The following is a 15,825-nucleotide window of genomic DNA, read 5'->3' as shown; positions in this document are numbered from 1 at the left end:
ACTAGCTATGACATCATACAAATTGTTGTATGCATTTTTAAATCTTTTCGAAGTAGTCTTCATCTGTATCAATGTTTAAGTGGACTTCTAGATATTTGGCTTGATTATAAACATATCCGACGTACCCAACGCTCTTAAGAATAAGCTTACTAATAAGAGTGAATAGCTTTGCAGATACATAGGTCATGTAAAGGTTCGTCATATCTGTATTCCTATCCTCATTGTCTTTGAGTAATATATTTCCGTGCAACAGATCGTTACGATGTTCAATGATTTTTATGTCATGAAGTGTTAAATGAATTCCCAGTTGTTCAAAAGGTCTGGTTAGTTTTTCATTGTTTGTTAAATGTTGCTTGTTTATTGGTTTGTTTATCTCGTTTAGGCGTCTCTTCAGTTTTAATGTTGATTCGGGAGAAAGAGAGGGCTCTTGGTCAATTACTTTATGAAGATTCTCAATAATATTAGCTTGCAATTCTTGGTCATTGATAGGTCTTTCTAAGCCACGTTCTTCAAAACTAAGGTGTTTTGAGAGTTGCTCAATAATAACAGCGAATGAGCTAGGAATAAGAAGTAATGATCGGAGGGATGTGGCTTCTAGAATTACCAAAATCGCTGAGGAAAAGTCTGGTTCCCTGTGGATTCGTTGAACTAAATTTGATAATTGACTCAATGATATTCGCGTTAGTTTATTCAAATATTCTTCCGCAATATCCCTGTCTATATCAAGGTATGAATAAGGGTTTGTTGTAATTGGACTATACATTCCTTTGATCTTCGGTCTTGCATAGTTACTATAAAGTAGTTCTCCTGATTCGTCGAAAATAAATCTCTCCCCACCGAGCATCAATCTTGTTATAAATCCAATGGCTTGCTGAATAGAAAAACAAGCTTCGCTAAAATCACTTATTGTTTGTTCTTGAAGACACTCGAATACATAATAACCAAATCCATTATGTTTCAACTGGGTTACATCATATTGCCTGTCGTTTAAATTGATTCTTAAACAATCATAGAAGTATTCCCTGTTGTTTCTACTATGGGTAATTGTTTCGAATTGGTCATGAAAGGTATTGGTTTCTTTTTGGCTAGTTCTGAAAAAAGCTTTGAACAAGCTACTAGCCTTGAAACGGTTGGATTGAAATGAGTTTAAATCAAAGGACGTTTGAAAGTTGCTTGATTTATCAGCACTGAAATTGGCATGACTAGATCTATTTCCAATATGAGTCGTCTTATACTCTTTCTGGTGCAGGGTGAAGGAGAAATTAATGTTGTCATCTAAGTTTTCATCTACTCTAGCAAACACTTGAACCTTGTACGACTCTTCCGTTTTGGTAATGTTGGCTTCAACATCATCGTTATCGGTTATTTTTATTATCGAAGTGTTTAGGTCGCACAAATTTTGAATTGATCCTATTTCAGAGTCAAAGTTTTTGTCGTTATCTAATCTCGTAGTAGGAGTATTCATTAAATAGAAAGGATGCTTGAAACATCATTGCATACAACGCCTCTGTATGAATCGTGCGTTTTTGGAAAGTTAATCTATCTGATTCTAAATAGCCAAATCTGCGAAATGGTCTATAAATTTTTTCTTCTCAATAGGCCAATTCGCAGAATTGGCGGGCATTCCAAAACCACCGCCCTCTCGTCTAGCACCAACCGCGCATGATTTTATACACCATGTTGTGATTTCGTTATTTCGCCGTTACTTCGATTGATAGGTTTAGCGCATTTGCCACTAGCGTTAGATTTGATATTCGAATGTCTTCGCCGTTTTCGATTCTTGAAATATATGGGCGCTGTTTTCCAATAAGTTCCGCTAGTTGATTCTGGCTTAGATTCAGTTCCTTTCTTCTGTTCTTTATTATCTCTCCAAAATAATATGAGAAAGCTTCTTCTCTAAATTCCTCTCGTTGTTCCGTACCTCTCTTGCCGTAACGTTCGTTCAAAAGATCCTTTGCGTTTATTGCTTTCATGATTCAATTGTTTTGGTTCAAATAATCCTCAAGAATGCGTTCAGCCTGTTTAATTGCTTTTGTATAATCTTTGGTTGATTTTTTTAGAAATCCACAAAGGCAAACGGCTTTTTTACATTCATTGAAATTCAAGTGATCGATAGCAAAAATTACAACTCTATATTCGCTTCCAGCCTTTATTCGGAGTTCATAAAACTTACTTGATTCGAGTTTCTTTATGAAATTTGAATGAACGACTCTTACTTCGCCAATTACTTCAATTAGCTGGAAAAATTTATCAACTACTCGTTGATCTTGGCTGTCAATAAATTCTAGACAATCAGTTGTAATGTCGATTTCTCTCACATCACAAATGTAACGTATTCGTTACATAAATTGTTCGATTCTGGAGATTTTTCTCTTTACAAGACATGAATCACAACGCCCGTGTATGGCGCTGTGTGCGCCCCACTGGCTAATGGTACTAAAATAGTGAATCTGCCGGTGCTTCCAAAGTATCAAAGAGGCAGTGCGTTCAGAAGATAAAAAATCCTGCGAACTGAGCTTGGTAGAAAGCAGAGAAGTTTCCTCAGCGGCAGATTCACGGTCGAGTTCCAAGGAAACTGGCTAAATGCTCAGTTCGCACATGCGTCCATACACAATGTTGTGCATCGTCTTAAATAATACCGATCAGGAGTTTGAGAGTTAAGTAGGCTGTTAGGATAACTACTGCAGAAATTGAAAGTTCCAGGGACTTCTTCCTAAATGCCAGAAACGCCAAAGTAAGAATTTGTCCTATTGAAGTTAAGTCGGCATTAAATTCAGGTGCCTGTGCGCTCGCTCCCCATCCCAATACCAAGAATTCGAAAAACACAGAAGCATAAATTAGTACGACAAATAGGATTAAGTTCGCCGTTACTATGATTCCAGTTCTCAATGCTATGTTCTGAGGCAATTTCATTGGCAGTTCAGTTGGCTATTCGGTAAAATATTACGATACGGGTGATGATGCACAACGCTCTGGCTATGCACCGTGGCGTGTTTAAGTTCGTATTTCGTTTCGTTTATCTAAGTAGCGAATTCTTCGAATTCGCATAGTATTTTCTTTTTTACACTAGGCGAATTCGAAGAATTCGCGGAGCTTGTAAGTAATCACAAACCTATCGTAACCCACTGACACGACATGGTGTCATAGGTGTTGTTGGCGTGTCGTTTTTTATTTTTGTTCATCCCACATTTTTTGAATGCTGTTCCACCATTCGGTGCCCCAACTTTTCATTTTGTCTAGAGTCATTTCATTCATTTCGTTATCATAAATTCGGTAGTCCTTGGCATTCAATTCTATTCTTCCAAATTCTATTTGTCCGATTTGGTCTCCATGTGAGCTTGAACTGTTGCAATGAAGTATAAAGTTGTCTGGTTCTTTAAATTCATGATTCTGAACATCTAATTCAAGTTTTATTATTTCATTTAGGTCAGTCGTTATATATTCTTGACTTGGGTAATAAACGCCCTTTTCCCATTCTTTAAGTTCATTACTAGTTCGCTTCCAATAATGACATTTTAGGCCATTGCACCCATCAAACCGAAACGTCATTATATAATCTTCTATACCCCACATTTCACTCCACGGAAGAAGAATCTCAAAAGTCAGAATATTGCCATCCACTTTTAGTCCAACGATTTCAAAGTCGTGGAACATGGAAAACAATTCATCAATTTCTTTTATTCGGTCTTTCATTTATTAATCAGCACATGTACTAACTCCTTTTTGTTCAGCAACGAGTCGATTTAGGATCTCCTCCATTTTGTCAACTGCTGTACTAGTAAATCCTGAAATCTGTAACACATCGTTTTTTCGATCATCAAATCTTTTTTTGATTCTGATCACCTCTTCATGTGTAAGAACAACATCGTCAAAGTACGGTAAGCTCTCAACAGGGTCAGGTAAATGTCCAGTTTCACCCGTCATCAGAAATCCATTTTGCTGCAGCCAATAATGCTCATCCATTTCCATTTGACCGATGTATTCGCCTAAATCGTCAATTCCTCCTTGTCCTATATGAAATCCTAATCCCATTTTTTTAATGCACGCCAACAGCCAGCTATGATGAGTGGGGATTAGAAAGCACTAGCCTCTCGTCTCGCACATAGCCACGCCTTGATTTAAATTTAAAACTTGTGGCGGACTTTCCAATCCCCACGAAACTATCCTGACAGATGAAACCCCATTCATTCATAGCATATGTTATCTTTCTTTTCAGATTTTTAGCAGTTCTTCGTCTTTCCAGATGTCGATGTAGCCTGAGTTGTCCGTTAGAAACCGATACCCTGGTTCGAGCCCGAGAAATTGAATAAGTTCTGGCTTCATCTGAAGAAGATGTTCAACACATAGTGGCTTGAAGAAATCAGAATCTTCGGAATAATCACCTGACCAAATGAACCAACCTGTCGTTCCGGGTTCAGCTGGATGTCTAAGTCCATGAATTGGTTCTTGGTTCAAGTTCCCTCCAAGTCCGATGTTCAGTTTCTTGTTAATTGGAACCCATTTAGAGTCATGATTTCGGCAATTTTTTTTCTGAGGTTCGATGTGAACATTCCAGATGTTATGCTTTTGAAGTTGGTTGTCACCAGATTCGAGGAAAAGTCTCCACAGTTCAAGGTTGGTTCTTGTTACCGGATAATCAATGGTTTGGTTGTTCCAGTTGAAAAGGGTTTCAGAAATCCTGTCTGAGTCCCATTCAAAATAGTCAGAGCCAATCAGAGCAAAGGAAATTATATCAAGATGTTCTGGATTGAGTTGACCATCGAACGCATCATTGCAAAGTTGAATCAGATGACTTTCCAGTAGTTGAAAGTTACCGTTGGTTAGGACGTCTACTTGATGGGAAAATACATCATGGCTGGTTTGTTGAATCGTTCCTTTCAGATTCTTCCTGAGTTCGTCAGTTGATAGAGTTCCTTCGAAATACTTTTTAAGAGCTGATTCTGTCATGATGCAGATATGAAAGATAACGCCTAGCTATCGGGCGTATGTCCGCAGCTAGTGAATAGCACTAAAGTAGTGAAATCTGCCGAAGCTCACAACGGTTCCAAATGGCACTGCGTTGCGAAAGTCTAAAACTCCTGCGAGCAGAAGTAAGTAGAAAGCACGGCCGATTCTCAGCGGCAGATATCACGGTCGAGTCGCACTGAAATCAGCCAGAAAGCACGTTGACATATGCCCGATCAGCGTTTGTTGGCATGCGTGTTATTTCACCAAGAAGTTGTAAATCAGCGTTATTGCAATGATGACTAACAAAGTCGCTCCAAAGATTGTATTTGTCTGAATGTCATATCTCTTACTTGGAAGTTGATGTTCAGGGTAATTCAGTTTCCATGTTCCAGTGTTTGCAAATTTGAGAAGAAGTTCAGGAGTTACAGGAATTCGAGTAACACGTTCATATGGTGGTTTGAAAAAGAGAGCCCCTGGAAAATTAAGTCCTTCTTCATCAGCATGGAAATACCAAATGTAGGAGTCCATGTTGACGTTAAATTGCTTCTGATATTGTTCAATGAGTTCGTGGAAGTCGTCTCCAACCAAACCCAGATCTTTGAAAATATCTGTACTGGGGTTTAAGGGTTCGTTCGAAATGAAATAACGAATTTCGGAGTATATATCTTCAAGTTGGTAGTTTCCTGTGTTCATGTGGATCATGCATGCCAACGATCCTGTATGAATCGTGCGTTTTGGTGAATATAATGTTTCGTCTACTAAATAGCCAACTCTGCGAAATGGGCTATTACATTTTTCATTTCTCAATAGGCCAATTCGCAGAATTGGCGGGGCATCCAGAAAGCAGAAAACTTCCGTCTTGCACTGCCCACGCATGATTTCATCACAGCATGTTATGTACCTTTTTGAACATTCCTAATGATCTTCCCATCTTCAAATACAAACTCAAACCTTAACATTTGATTGTTTGTGGATTCTAGAAGGTTTACTTGAGTCACATCTTCTATCTCCAAATATTCATCCGACAATTCGAAATGGAATTCAGTCGACCCAACCTCCTTTTCGAATACCCAGAAATTCTGCGTTATTGATATGTATGGCATTCCGATAACGCTTTTTACGGTTTTAAACACCCTGTGATCTGAATTCACTTGAATTGAAGGTTCATTAGTTAGAGCAAAAGAGATGGTTGATAAAACTGGGATTCCCATTGGGAATAGACCTAAGATTGTGAGGGCGAATAGAAAGAATGCGTAACGCTTTGCCCATCTGAATTTAAATTGAGAAATAATCAAGTAAATCGTTCCAAGAAACCATACCCAAAATACTCCTTGATCGAGTAGTCTTCCTGGAAAGGAAATGCTCATTGTGAGATATAGAGTTAAATCGATCAAAAGAAGCAATGTTATACCTATGTAGATTTTGATCATTCTATTCATTCTTCATAATGCTCATCTTGGTACATAACGTCTCGGCTAAAAAATCGTAGGGCACTTCGGAGTGAATAACTGTCCACCAGCAGAAAGTTTGCTATGTGGACTAACCCTTCTGTAACCCTTAACTGCCCTATGTTTTTTAGCCATTGTTGGCATACGTTATTTTTTTATTACAGTCATTAATTTGTCAGAATTAAAAATCGTACTTGGTCTGATTTCAAGTCTCTCAACTGAGTCAGTTTTTATAGTGTCTAATGTACCAAGTTCGATATTAAAAGTCCTTTCATATAATTTCCAAATGAGTTCTGAATTGTACATTTTATCATCAGACCAATCATTCGAATTGTCGTATTCTTTCATGATATTGTTCCGAACTTGTTTTGTTAGGTTTTGAATGTCTAAACTCGTAAGCAAATTGTCTGCGTTTCGAAGCCTTTTCGCAACATATTCATTGTTCTTTCCATTCTCTACCCATTTTCTAATTGATACGTATTGAACTTGGTCAGTAGTCTCAAGTAGTGCATAATTATCACCGTCAATAAATGCAATTCCAATGTTATTATAGTCAAAGTCAGAAGTTAAGGAGTCGTCCTTATTTACCTTCTGAAATAACAAATCTCCTGTCTTGAGGTGATGGAAATCGGCTTCGTCTCTTTTATTGTTCATTGCTATTCGTTCGTCCCGTTCTTTATTTCTTGAATAGTCGGTATACACAATAATAATTGTCAAGAGGATTAAAGGTACGGTTGAAATAGTCAGGAACTTTATTTTGTTTTTACTTGATTTAAATACCCTAATTATTGGGCTAATCAACAAGGATAGAGCTCCCCACAATAGGAGATAGTAAAGATAAATCAATATAGATGCTCCGCCCGTGAAGCCAATTCCAAATGGGATTAGATGAAAAATGAAGGCAAAATCAAATGCTACGGACATTGCATGACCAAATGCAATCCATCCTGTCACTAAAATTAATAGTGCTGAAATTATGCTACTCGTAATTAGTACTGAGTATTTCTTCATTTCGTTCTAATGTATGCCAACATTTGTGTATAGTGCACAGTGCACTTTATACGCACTGCATCAATCCAAATCTAATGGATTTTTTATTCCTAATAAATTGGTGTTCGCTACATGTGTGTAGATTTCTGTAGTACGAGACGAATTATGCCCCAGTAGCACCTGAATGTATCGCAAATCTGTGCCAGATTCCAACAAATGAGTGGCAAAGGAGTGCCTCAGCATGTGTGGAGTCACTCGCTTGGCTATACCTGCTTTCAGGGCAGCCCTACGTACTATTTTCATGATACTTGTTGGGCTATATCTACCTCCATTTGCCCCCTCAAACAAATACTGCTTGGGCTGGGCCTTTTTATAGTAGTCTCTCAAGTCGTCCAGTACTTGCCTGCCAAGCAATGTGTAGCGATCCTTTCCCCCTTTGCCCCCTCTGACTCTTATCATCATTCTTTCACTTTCTATGTCTGCTGGTATCAGATTGAGCAACTCAGCCCGGCGCAAACCTGCACTATATAACAGGCTAATTATACAGCGATGCTTCAAGTTGTGAGTTACCTTAATCATGGCCAACACCTCATTTTTTCCCAACACTTTTGGCAATGGCTCTCGTTTGATAGGGCGCTCAATGTCATAAAATCGATTGGGCATTTCTTTTACTACCTCGTAGTAAAATTTGATAGCATTGAGCGCTTGATTGAGATAACTGTCAGATTTTCCTTGATTCACCAGGTGCTGCATGTATTTCTTCACTTCCATTTCACTCAGCCGCATCAAGTCTTCTTCTTTGCTATAATAATTCATGAAATTTTCGAACATAGAAATATATATCCTTGCCGTGTTCAGCGAGTATTTTCTGATTTCCAATTTTAGATAAAACTCCTCTGGACAGTACCTCCTCCCCTGCTTCGGCTTGCGCTTGCGAAAGTCATCTACAGAGAGATTTACCTCTCCATGATTGACCGGACGGTTCAAAAAAAAGTATTGAGTATTGACCCAAGCCACACCTTTGAACCTGTCGAATATCTCCTGCAGGTTAGTCGGATTGTTGGGCAACACGGCCATTTGGAAGAAATTGCTCCATCCGATACCTGGAAGCGACTTGATCATCGCCTGAATCACCTTGTCCGGATAAAATTTTATACCAATAAATCGACTACCACCAATCACCAGATGTTTCAGAGCAATGGATCGATCGAGAATTTGAATTGTCATGTAGCAAATACAGCTAGAATAATTATCTTAAGCTTTCGAATAAACACTTATATACGTTTATAAGCATTTATAAAAATGGATAATCAACCTACTTGCCTCCATTGTCATAGACCACTTCACGGCCGAATCGGTAAAAAATTTTGCGATGCGCAATGCCGAAACTCCTACCACAACATGCATAAAAGAACGGGTGAGAAATATATGATCCGTATCAATAGTCAGCTGCGGCAAAACAGGCGAATTTTGAAAGATCTCTGTCCCGAAGGCAAGACCACCGTACGTCGCGACATACTGGAAGCGAAAAATTTCGATTTCAACTTTTTCAATTCGATCTACCCTACTACTAAAGGTGTATATTATCTGTGCTACGATTTTGGATTTATGCCCATTGTTCAACCTTCGAGTCGTTCGGGGCAGTGGGTGCAAAAAGTATTGATTGTTCAAAAACAGGACTACATGGAGCAGGTCTTTGACCCATGGAAGTATCTGAAAACCAACAACTAGCATATATCAATACTTTCAAATCCAGTGGGATGGATTATAATCAAATGACATAAGCTGCGGGCAAGAAAGGTTCATGGAAGATTTCAACCTCCTTCACGTCCCCGTAGCGTGATCTGTCTGGCTAACTACAGCAATCCTCCGATACAAATGTAAAGAGCCTCCTAAGTGAGACCTACAAGGCTTCACTCGTCCACGCAGAGCATTCATGAAGTGCATTGTAATACTACAACTTGTCAAAGCTAGAGGCCATGACGGAGTTTCACTCGAGTCGCTTGAGCATCTGGAATCGTAATTTCTTTACGCCAAGGCGAGACGAGCATTTGATGAAAATCATAACTGTTGAATAACGATCACAAATAGGGTCATTATTTGCCTTCCAATAATAGGGACGAAAGCTTGCTATAAACTAAATCAGGGCTGCTTTGGCTCCAACGACACTATACCGACCAACGGGCCTATCTAATGGCCTAATCTACGGCATGGAATTTACTCTGTGGGCACCACACCATCGTGCTTTTGCTGAATAGGGAGGCGATCAGGCGATGCGATAGGTTCTCATCAGACTGTATGGAATTCGAGGGGGCTGCCAGACACAGGGGCAATACATTGGAGGGTATTTCTGTTTCCTGCTAAGCCTCTGCATCATTTTCTCACTGCTTTGTACGGCAGGGATAGGGTGGCACTCGTTGGAATCAGGCACAAATATGACGCTCCCACTGGTCATGTACTCGTGCTTTGTACATACAAAAGCCCAGACCATACCGTCTGAGCTTTTGTATGCTTTGAAAACAACGTACCCTCTGAGAGGTGTACTAAATTATTCGCTTATTTCTACTCCTTCTCCTTTTAGGAACGCATCATTCTGAGGCGCTCGACCGAGGAAGTCAACCAACATCTGGTTTTCATCCATAGATCCTCCTGGCTTCAATATCGACTCACGGTAGCGCATCCCTGTCTCTTGATCGAGTACTCCGTTTTGCTCGAAGAGCGAAAACATATCCTGTGCATAAACCTTGGACCAGAGGTATCCATAGTAGCTCGCACCATAGCCGTCTAGGTGTCCAAAAGACGTCTGGAGATGTGTACCCTCTGGGAAGGGATAGAGCAACAGTTTGTGGTGCAGCGACCGGGCCACGTCGTCCGTAGACATGCCGTCACTTTTGAGGTCGTATAGCGTGAAATCATACATACCGTAGTAGATCTGACGCTGTAGATTCATTCCAGACCCGACGTTTTTGGACCGAATCATTTTGTCAAAGAGTGCTTTGGGTAGCACTTCTCCTGTCTCATAGTGCTTGGCGAATAACTTCAAAGCGTCGTAGTTCCACGTCCAGTTTTCGAAAATCTGCGACGGTGCCTCGACAAAATCACGCGACACGCTCGTCCCAGACTGGCTGGCTAGCTCTGTCTCGCTCAGCATATGGTGCAAGACATGCCCAAACTCGTGAAACAAAGTCTCCACTTGATTGTGCAGCATGAGTGAAGGCTTGTCGTCTGTCGCTTTGGGGAAGTTGCACACCAAAGCTGCCGTAGGGATCTGACGTCCCCGGTCACTAGCCTTGCCACTGATGATCGGAAAGCACGCCGCATGAGAGTACTTGTTGGCACGTGGGAAGAAATCCAAATAGAACCTCCCGATCACCTGCTCTCCCTGTAGCACCTCAAAGAGACGCACATCGTCGTTCCACACGGAAGGATCCTCGAGCTCGCGGTAGGTCACCCCAAACAACTGCTGAGTGATCGTAAACAAGCCCTCGATACTCCCGTCCAGCGGAAAATACTGCTTGATCAACTCCCCATCGAGCTGGTACGAGTCCTTGAGCAAAATATTCTCATAGTAAGACAAGCTCCACGCATCAATCTCACTGGCTTGGGTGCCCGTACTGGTAGACTTCACTTCTAGCAATTCGGCATAATCCGCCTCTGCCTTGGGGCGAACCTTGCCCACCAAGTCGTTTTCAAAATCCCATACGTTTTGGGTGGTCTTGGCCATACGATCTGCCACACGGTAGGCAGCATAGGTATCATACCCCAGCAGTTGGGCCTTTTGCGTACGCATCAGTATCAGACTGTCTAGCACAGCCATGTTGCTCTCTGCAGCTCTACTCCTAAACTTGACAAACAGCTGCTGACGTGCTGTTGCAGATTGGGCATACTTGAAGAAAGGCAATACCGACGGGTAAGACATATCGATCTTGTACATCCCGTCCTCGGTCTGGCGTGCCTGCTTATAATCCTCCGGTAGCCCCGCGATACCCGCCTCGTCTACAATCAGATGGTCCTCAAACGACGCGATATTGTTGCCAAAGGTATTGCCTAGTTCGGACAGTTTGTCGTCGATTACTTGGAGTTGGGCACGTCCCGCTTCGTCCAGGCCAAACCCGTTGCGTTCGAAACTCTGCACCGTCTCCGTGAGGTACTTGGCACGAGGACCTGTCAGTGTCTTTGCCTCATCGGTCTGTGCGTATGCTTTGACCGCTTGGTAGAGCGTGTCGTTGAGACTTAGGCTGTTGAAGTACTTCTCCATTACGACGACCTCACCCAAGGCGGCATTGCGAATAGCCGAATCCGGATGCGTACTCCCCATCAGGTAGATCACCCCATAGAGGCTGGATATCTCGTCGTACATCTCATCGATCTCTCTCATGGTGTTTTCGAAAGAGCGGTCTTTGGTTTCATGTATTTTTTGTACCCAAAGTCTAGATTTAGGGATCTGATAGGCCGTCGCAGCGGCAAAATCCTCTGCTCGCAAACTATCAAAGTCAATGGTAGCGTTGAACCCTCTAAAAAGGGCATTGTCCGCTGGAGGTACAGGCATCACTAGCGTACTATTTGGCTCACAAGCCATCAAAAGCACCAGTGACAGTAGAGTCAATAGGTATTTCATGATTTTCGTTTTTGAGTTAAGCTAGTAATAAAGCAACCCCTATTTACAATGTAAAGCAATAGTACACGAGTGGTTGTTTATTGATTTAACCCCCAACCATGGCATGGGTGTCTAGGGCTAATACAAAGCTGGAATAGTGAATCGTGTTGGAACTGAACGTCAATTGTAGAGGAATCCAATGGGTGAAAACCATACATTTGGTAAAATGCTGTTCGGCACATGGGTTATCTAATCTTTAACTCCAAAATTGAATAATTCAGGTTTAATAACACAGAATCGCCGAGTCCTACTTTCACATGTAGGCGGCTTGACCTATCATTGTCATCATGATAGACACCTCCCATATCAAAATGGTCGTCTTGGACGTGGACGGGACCATGACCGACGGCAGTATCAACGTCATGGATGACGGATCACAGTTCAAGAAATTCAGCGCCAAAGATGGGCTGGGCATCAAAATGCTCCTCCAGCAAGGCATAGTTGTCGGTATCATCAGCCACAGTTCGACAGCCCAAGCCATCGAAGCACGCGCAAAAATGCTCGGTATCTCCTATGTCTATGCTGGGCACGAAGAGAAGGACGTGATCCTCAGTGGATGGCTCCAAAAACTGGGAATCAGCTATGAAGAAGTAGCCTTCATAGGTGACGATCTCAACGATCTCCCTGCCATGAACAAGGTCAGTATATCGGTCTGTCCAGCCGATGCATCAGACGATGTGGTCTCCTATGCCGATGTTGTACTCTCTAGCAAAGGTGGCGATGGATGTATCCGAGAATTCATCGACAAATATATGTCTGTCGAGTATCGGAAAATTAAGTAGTTAAACCCTATTTCAAGGCTTGCGAAAGCCATTAATTATCCTATTTTTGCACAAAATTGAAATCAAATGAGTGTATTAGTAAATAAAGATTCTAAAATCATAGTTCAGGGATTCACCGGGACAGAAGGTACGTTTCATGCTTCTCAAATGATTGAGTACGGTAGCAATGTAGTAGGCGGTGTGACTCCAGGAAAAGGAGGTCAGACGCACCTCGATAGACCGGTATTCAACACAGTACAAGATGCTGTGGATCAAGCGGGTGCCAATGTATCCATTATTTTTGTTCCACCGGCGTTTGCTGCTGATGCTATCATGGAAGCTGCTGACGCAGGTATCAAGGTCATCATCACGATCACTGAGGGTATCCCAGTGAAGGACATGATCGCCGCAAAACAATACATCTCAGGAAAAGATTTGACCTTGATCGGGCCTAACTGCCCAGGTGTCATCACCCCAGGCGAAGCAAAAGTGGGTATCATGCCTGGTTTCGTATTCAAGACAGGTAGAATCGGTATCGTTTCTAAGTCTGGTACTTTGACTTACGAAGCAGCGGATCAAGTCGTAAAAGCAGGTATGGGTATCTCTACAGCTATCGGAATCGGTGGTGACCCTATCATCGGCACTTCGACCAAGCAAGCGGTAGAAATGCTCATGAACGATCCTGAAACAGACGGTATCGTCATGATCGGTGAGATCGGAGGTAGCTACGAAGCAGAAGCCGCTCGATGGATCAAAGCACAAGGCAATCCAAAGCCAGTCGTAGGATTCATCGCTGGACAAACTGCTCCTAAAGGTAAAAGAATGGGACATGCTGGTGCAATCATCGGTGGTGCAGACGATACGGCAGAAGCCAAGATGAAGATCATGGCCGAGTGTGGGCTACACGTGGTGAACTCACCTGCGGATATCGGAGAGACTATGGCAAAAGCCATCGGATAATCCCTCCCCAAAAAAACATACTCGAAAAGCCTCTGATTAGTCATCAGAGGCTTTTTTTATATTCCAACAAAACATCTATACTTTGGTCCCGCTTCGACACATCCGCACGAAGCTCTACATACTGTCCGACACATTGATTATCCACCTTTACCCCTCTTCTTTTCAACTTTTAACTCCTGAATTGCGTAATTCGGAATAAATTACCCTTATGAAGCACTATGCATTGAAAAATGGAGACCAAATGCCTGCGCTAGGGCTTGGTACTTGGAAATCGACTCCCGGAGAGGTCTACGATGCGGTACGTACTGCCCTTCAGATCGGATATCGCCACTTTGATTGCGCCTTCCTATATGACAATGAGAAAGAAGTAGGTCAAGCACTTAAAGACGCCATCACAGCTGGAGAGGTCACACGCAAAGACCTATGGATCACTTCCAAAGTCTGGAACACCCATCACCGCACCGAAGATGTCATCGTAGCACTCAAGCATACACTTGCAGATCTCCAACTGGCCTATCTGGACCTATACCTCGTCCATTGGCCCGTCGCCCAAAAGAAAAGCGTCCTCTTCCCTAGTGGACCAGAAGACCTCATCAGTGACCAAGACATCAGTCTAGAGGATACTTGGTCTGGCATGGAAGAATGCTTCCTAGCAGGACTCACGAAACACATCGGCGTATCCAACTTCAACCAAAAGAAAATCAAGCGAGTCAACCAAAGTGCAAAAATCAAAATCGAGGTACTACAAGTCGAAAGCCACCCCTACCTGCAACAACAACCCCTCCTTGACTTTTGTCAACAACACAACATCATCTATACCGCCTTCGGACCACTCGGATCGCTCACTACCGCCATCAAATCAGGAGACCACAACGTCCCCTACCTCTCAGAGCACCCTACCCTCCTGGCCATAGCCCAAAGTCATCAGGCCAGTTATGCACAAATCCTCATCGCATGGGCCATCCAACGCGGCACTTCGGTCATCCCTAAATCCGTCAACCCTAGTAGACTCCAAGAAAACTTTGAAGCCAGTCAAATCGAGCTCACTACCGAGGAGATGAAACAGCTCAGCGAACTTGACTGCCACTACCGCTATGTCGATGGCCACCTCTTCACCTTTGAGGGCAGCCCTTTCACAGCCAAAAAACTCTGGGACGAATGATTAATTTGATAGGCTGATTCTATATTCAACAAGCATTCGCTAAATTGCCCACCATCTAATTTTGATTATTACCAAAGACAAACTATGAAAAACATACTGAACTCAGCCTTCCTTGTATTACTCACTGGTCTTGTGATCAGCTGTGGCAGCAAAAAAGAAGCTCCCACCGAAAAAGTCACAACAGCCAATGTCAAAGAAGTCGTAAAAAGAGAGTTTGACTACCCAATACCTACTTCGTTTGAAGTCACAACTGTACTCCAAGATGCAGGTGCCGCTTTCGTACTCAACGTCACCAATCCTGTCGAAAACGTAGACAAATACGAGACACAACGTGCCAAAGCATTGAACCTCGGCATCTACGGTGCTGACTTGAGCTATGCCAGCACCTACAACATGAACACTGAGACCATGGCACTATTCAAAGCATCTAAGAAGCTCATCGATGGTTTGGACGTGCCGGGGGTATTCAACGAGAAAATGGTCTCCCGTGTGCAGCAAAATATCGACAACCAGGATTCTTTGATTTTGATCATCACCGAGTCGTTTTACAACACTTACGAGCAGCTCAACCAAACAGGACAAGACAAAATCTCGTTCCTCGTGGTGACTGCCAGCTGGATCGAAGGACTCTATATCACTACACAGCTAACCGTATCGAGCAACTACGACAAGCGACTCATGGCCATCGTCGCTGAGCAAAAGAAAAGTGCTCAGATCTTGACAGAAGCAGCTGCCAAATACGCGGATGACGAGGACATCCAATCCATCATGCCCCTACTCAACTTCATGCAGTTGACCTACGACGGCATAGACCCAGCTGTGGGCATCACCAAAGGCCAACTAGACGATATCATGGAAAATGTAGAGTCTACACGCAACGAAATCACGGGGTGACATAAA

Annotated in this window: 16 protein-coding genes; 5 read left to right on the top strand and 11 right to left on the bottom strand. The window is 42.4% G+C overall.

Going from position 1 to position 15,825, the window contains the following annotated elements; translation table 11 throughout:
- Positions 1-37: 37 nt before the first annotated feature.
- From BFP72_RS03710 to xerA, 10 genes are all read right to left on the bottom strand, one after another.
- The gene (locus tag BFP72_RS03710) at positions 38-1,465 is read right to left on the bottom strand and encodes a hypothetical protein (RefSeq protein WP_099597823.1); all 1,428 of its coding nucleotides are present in this window, start codon (positions 1,463-1,465) and stop codon (positions 38-40) included.
- 226 nt (positions 1,466-1,691) lie between these two features.
- Complete coding sequence (locus BFP72_RS03705) at positions 1,692-1,973, bottom strand: helix-turn-helix domain-containing protein (RefSeq protein WP_221406467.1); 282 nt, start codon at positions 1,971-1,973, stop codon at positions 1,692-1,694.
- A 3-nt stretch (positions 1,974-1,976) separates the two neighbouring features.
- Positions 1,977-2,318 (bottom strand): type II toxin-antitoxin system RelE/ParE family toxin, encoded by a 342-nt coding sequence (locus BFP72_RS03700; protein ID WP_099597822.1) that lies wholly within the window; start codon positions 2,316-2,318, stop codon positions 1,977-1,979.
- Positions 2,319-3,168: 850 nt separating this feature from the next.
- Positions 3,169-3,693 (bottom strand): hypothetical protein, encoded by a 525-nt coding sequence (locus BFP72_RS03690; RefSeq protein WP_099597819.1) that lies wholly within the window; start codon positions 3,691-3,693, stop codon positions 3,169-3,171.
- Between the two features lie 3 nt (positions 3,694-3,696).
- Entirely contained in the window at positions 3,697-4,032 is a 336-nt protein-coding gene (locus BFP72_RS03685; protein WP_099597818.1) for a hypothetical protein, read from the bottom strand.
- 180 nt (positions 4,033-4,212) lie between these two features.
- A complete protein-coding gene (locus BFP72_RS03680; RefSeq protein ID WP_221406466.1) occupies positions 4,213-4,947 on the bottom strand; it encodes a hypothetical protein in 735 nt (244 codons plus the stop codon).
- 255 nt (positions 4,948-5,202) lie between these two features.
- Positions 5,203-5,640, bottom strand: a complete 438-nt coding sequence (locus tag BFP72_RS03675) for a DUF1493 family protein (RefSeq protein WP_158233265.1) — start codon at positions 5,638-5,640, stop codon at positions 5,203-5,205.
- A gap of 200 nt (positions 5,641-5,840) precedes the next feature.
- Positions 5,841-6,377, bottom strand: coding sequence for a hypothetical protein (locus tag BFP72_RS03670; RefSeq protein ID WP_143519921.1), 537 nt, complete (start codon positions 6,375-6,377; stop codon positions 5,841-5,843).
- Positions 6,378-6,542: 165 nt separating this feature from the next.
- A complete protein-coding gene (locus tag BFP72_RS03665; RefSeq protein ID WP_099597812.1) occupies positions 6,543-7,406 on the bottom strand; it encodes a YiiX/YebB-like N1pC/P60 family cysteine hydrolase in 864 nt (287 codons plus the stop codon).
- A gap of 60 nt (positions 7,407-7,466) precedes the next feature.
- Entirely contained in the window at positions 7,467-8,612 is a 1,146-nt protein-coding gene (xerA, locus tag BFP72_RS03660) for a site-specific tyrosine recombinase/integron integrase (protein ID WP_099597810.1), read from the bottom strand.
- A gap of 174 nt (positions 8,613-8,786) precedes the next feature.
- Here xerA and BFP72_RS03655 point away from each other — a divergent pair, with 174 nt between their 5' ends.
- The gene (locus BFP72_RS03655; RefSeq protein ID WP_099597809.1) at positions 8,787-9,116 is read left to right on the top strand and encodes a hypothetical protein; all 330 of its coding nucleotides are present in this window, start codon (positions 8,787-8,789) and stop codon (positions 9,114-9,116) included.
- An 817-nt stretch (positions 9,117-9,933) separates the two neighbouring features.
- On the opposite strand, the gene BFP72_RS03650 is transcribed toward BFP72_RS03655, so the two are convergent.
- On the bottom strand, positions 9,934-12,003 hold the full coding sequence (locus BFP72_RS03650; RefSeq protein ID WP_099597808.1) for a M3 family metallopeptidase: 2,070 nt from the start codon (positions 12,001-12,003) through the stop codon (positions 9,934-9,936).
- A gap of 326 nt (positions 12,004-12,329) precedes the next feature.
- On the opposite strand from BFP72_RS03650, the gene BFP72_RS03645 reads away from it, so the two are divergent.
- The 4 genes from BFP72_RS03645 to BFP72_RS03630 all read left to right on the top strand — a co-directional run bounded on the left by BFP72_RS03645 (position 12,330) and on the right by BFP72_RS03630 (position 15,819).
- Positions 12,330-12,824 (top strand): HAD family hydrolase, encoded by a 495-nt coding sequence (locus BFP72_RS03645; protein WP_099597806.1) that lies wholly within the window; start codon positions 12,330-12,332, stop codon positions 12,822-12,824.
- Positions 12,825-12,890: 66 nt separating this feature from the next.
- Complete coding sequence (gene sucD, locus BFP72_RS03640) at positions 12,891-13,763, top strand: succinate--CoA ligase subunit alpha (RefSeq protein ID WP_099597805.1); 873 nt, start codon at positions 12,891-12,893, stop codon at positions 13,761-13,763.
- Positions 13,764-13,971: 208 nt separating this feature from the next.
- Positions 13,972-14,925 carry an aldo/keto reductase gene (locus BFP72_RS03635; RefSeq protein ID WP_099597804.1) on the top strand — a complete coding sequence of 318 codons (954 nt, stop codon included), beginning with the start codon at positions 13,972-13,974 and terminating at the stop codon, positions 14,923-14,925.
- 84 nt (positions 14,926-15,009) lie between these two features.
- Positions 15,010-15,819, top strand: a complete 810-nt coding sequence (locus tag BFP72_RS03630) for a hypothetical protein (RefSeq protein WP_099597802.1) — start codon at positions 15,010-15,012, stop codon at positions 15,817-15,819.
- Positions 15,820-15,825 lie beyond the last annotated feature (6 nt).

Origin of the sequence: Reichenbachiella sp. 5M10 (assembly GCF_002742335.1) — a bacterium.
Classification (GTDB): Bacteria; Bacteroidota; Bacteroidia; order Cytophagales; family Cyclobacteriaceae; genus Reichenbachiella.
The sequence above is the reverse complement of the archived record's forward strand: the minus strand, read 5'-3'. Positions and strand labels throughout refer to the sequence as shown.

Coding starts and splice junctions, on each gene's coding strand:
- BFP72_RS03650 (WP_099597808.1), bottom strand. CDS start 12,003: ATGAAATACCTATTGACTCTACTGTCACTGGTGCTTTTGATGGCTTGT.
- BFP72_RS03690 (WP_099597819.1), bottom strand. CDS start 3,693: ATGAAAGACCGAATAAAAGAAATTGATGAATTGTTTTCCATGTTCCAC.
- BFP72_RS03675 (WP_158233265.1), bottom strand. CDS start 5,640: ATGAACACAGGAAACTACCAACTTGAAGATATATACTCCGAAATTCGT.
- BFP72_RS03680 (WP_221406466.1), bottom strand. CDS start 4,947: ATGACAGAATCAGCTCTTAAAAAGTATTTCGAAGGAACTCTATCAACT.
- BFP72_RS03705 (WP_221406467.1), bottom strand. CDS start 1,973: ATGAAAGCAATAAACGCAAAGGATCTTTTGAACGAACGTTACGGCAAG.
- BFP72_RS03645 (WP_099597806.1), top strand. CDS start 12,330: ATGATAGACACCTCCCATATCAAAATGGTCGTCTTGGACGTGGACGGG.
- xerA (WP_099597810.1), bottom strand. CDS start 8,612: ATGACAATTCAAATTCTCGATCGATCCATTGCTCTGAAACATCTGGTG.
- BFP72_RS03710 (WP_099597823.1), bottom strand. CDS start 1,465: ATGAATACTCCTACTACGAGATTAGATAACGACAAAAACTTTGACTCT.
- BFP72_RS03635 (WP_099597804.1), top strand. CDS start 13,972: ATGAAGCACTATGCATTGAAAAATGGAGACCAAATGCCTGCGCTAGGG.
- BFP72_RS03655 (WP_099597809.1), top strand. CDS start 8,787: ATGCATAAAAGAACGGGTGAGAAATATATGATCCGTATCAATAGTCAG.
- BFP72_RS03665 (WP_099597812.1), bottom strand. CDS start 7,406: ATGAAGAAATACTCAGTACTAATTACGAGTAGCATAATTTCAGCACTA.
- BFP72_RS03685 (WP_099597818.1), bottom strand. CDS start 4,032: ATGGGATTAGGATTTCATATAGGACAAGGAGGAATTGACGATTTAGGC.
- sucD (WP_099597805.1), top strand. CDS start 12,891: ATGAGTGTATTAGTAAATAAAGATTCTAAAATCATAGTTCAGGGATTC.
- BFP72_RS03670 (WP_143519921.1), bottom strand. CDS start 6,377: ATGATCAAAATCTACATAGGTATAACATTGCTTCTTTTGATCGATTTA.
- BFP72_RS03630 (WP_099597802.1), top strand. CDS start 15,010: ATGAAAAACATACTGAACTCAGCCTTCCTTGTATTACTCACTGGTCTT.